General features: G+C 63.2%; 1 protein-coding gene and 1 pseudogene. Both read left to right on the top strand.

The window, feature by feature from the left end:
* A pseudogene (locus DBR22_RS24400) lies at positions 1–116 on the top strand (FMN reductase); the annotation flags it as partial.
* A 206-nt stretch (positions 117–322) separates the two neighbouring features.
* On the top strand, positions 323–2,070 hold a 1,748-nt coding region (gene ctaD / locus DBR22_RS08405), incomplete at its 3' end, for an aa3-type cytochrome oxidase subunit I (RefSeq protein ID WP_108598648.1).

The raw sequence follows: 2,070 nt of genomic DNA, 5'->3' as shown, positions 1-2,070 counted from the left end.
CCGGCTCCATGGTCCGCTTCGCCGAACTGCACCCGAAGGACGACGCCGAAACCGTCGAGCAGATCAAGGGCGTCTTCGACGCCATCGAGGGCGCACGCACGGTCGCAGCAGCCTGATCCAGGCAGTTCAGTTGAGCAATGGACACCCCCCGCAGGAGCAACTGCCGGGGGTGTTCTGCGTCCGGGGCCCGGGTGCCCGAACACGCGGCGCGATGTAGGTTCCTACGGACTCTTCCCGGGCGCCCCGCTACCGGAGTAGCCTGCAATATAGGGGCTCAGGAAAGCGGCCCACGTGCTCTGCACAGGGATCTGTGAGGTAGAAAATGGCCATCACCGGACAGTCAGCTGAAGGTCTCGCCGATACCGCCGCGCCGGCCGTGGTACCCCGGCGCAAAGGCAGCATTGTGGTCAAGTGGATCACCACCACGGACCACAAGACCATCGGCTACATGTACCTGATCACATCGTTTGTGTTCTTCCTGCTCGCCGGCGTGATGGCACTGCTGATCCGTGCGGAGCTGTTCCAGCCGGGCATGCAGATCCTGCAGACCAAGGAGCAGTACAACCAGCTGTTCACCATGCACGGCATTGCCATGCTGCTGATGTTCGCGACACCGTTGTTTGCCGGGTTCGCCAATTTCGTCATGCCACTGCAGATCGGCGCCCCGGACGTGGCCTTCCCCCGGCTCAATGCGCTGGCCTTCTGGTTCTTCCTCTTCGGTTCCACCATCGCGATGTCAGGCTTCATCACGCCCCAGGGCGCCGCGTCCTTCGGCTGGTTTGCCTACACGCCGCTGTCCAACACACTTTTCAGTCCCGGCGTCGGCGGTGACCTGTGGGTCTTCGGCCTGGTCCTGTCCGGCTTCGGCACCATCCTCGGTGCGGTCAACTTCATCACCACCATTCTCTGCATGCGCGCCCCCGGCATGACCATGTGGCGGATGCCGATCTTCACGTGGAACACCCTGGTCACGTCCATCCTGGTGATCATGGCCTTCCCGCCGCTGGCCGCGGCACTGTTCGCCCTGGGTGCGGACCGCAGGTTCGGCGCCCACATCTATGATCCGGAAAACGGCGGGCCCGTCCTGTACCAGCACCTGTTCTGGTTCTTCGGCCACCCCGAGGTGTACATCATCGCGCTGCCGTTCTTCGGCATCGTCTCGGAGATCTTCCCGGTCTTCAGCCGCAAACCGATCTTCGGCTACAAGGGCCTGATCTACGCAACCATCGCCATCGCGGCGCTGTCGATGACCGTGTGGGCCCACCATATGTACGTGACCGGCTCGGTCCTGCTGCCGTTCTTCGCGTTCATGACCATGCTGATCGCCGTGCCCACCGGGGTGAAGTTCTTCAACTGGATCGGCACGATGTGGCGCGGTTCACTGACGTTCGAGACACCCATGCTCTGGAGCCTGGGCTTCATCGTTACGTTCCTGTTCGGCGGCCTGACCGGCATCATCCTGGCCTCCCCGCCGCTGGACTTCCACGTCTCGGACTCCTACTTCGTGGTGGCCCACTTCCACTACGTGGTGTTCGGCACCGTGGTATTCGCCATGTTCGCCGGCTTCTACTTCTGGTGGCCCAAGTTCACCGGCACCATGCTGAACGAACGGCTCGGCAAGATCCACTTCTGGATGCTGTTCCTGGGCTTCCACGGCACATTCCTCATCCAGCACTGGCTCGGCGTCATGGGCATGCCCCGCCGCTACGCCGACTATCTGGTGGAGGACAACTTCATGTGGATGAACCAGTTCTCCACGTATGCGTCGTTCCTGCTGGGCGCCTCGATGCTGCCGTTCCTCTTCAACGTGTACGTCACCTGGCGCCGCGGCGAGAAGGTGGAAGTTGACGATCCGTGGGGCTTCGGCGCCTCCCTCGAGTGGGCCACATCCTGCCCGCCACCGCGCCACAACTTCACCTCGCTGCCCCGGATCCGTTCGGAACGGCCGGCCCTGGACCTGCACCACCCCGAGATCCGTGTGCGTGAACACGAACCCGTCCACTCTGCAGCTGCGGCGGCTCTGGGCGCTGCCGACATCGGTGAGAAGGACGTGCGCAGCCCCAACCCTGA

It is taken from the genome of Arthrobacter sp. HMWF013 (assembly GCF_003061105.1).
In the GTDB taxonomy this organism is placed as follows: Bacteria; Actinomycetota; Actinomycetes; order Actinomycetales; family Micrococcaceae; genus Arthrobacter.
The sequence above is the reverse complement of the archived record's forward strand: the minus strand, read 5'-3'. Positions and strand labels throughout refer to the sequence as shown.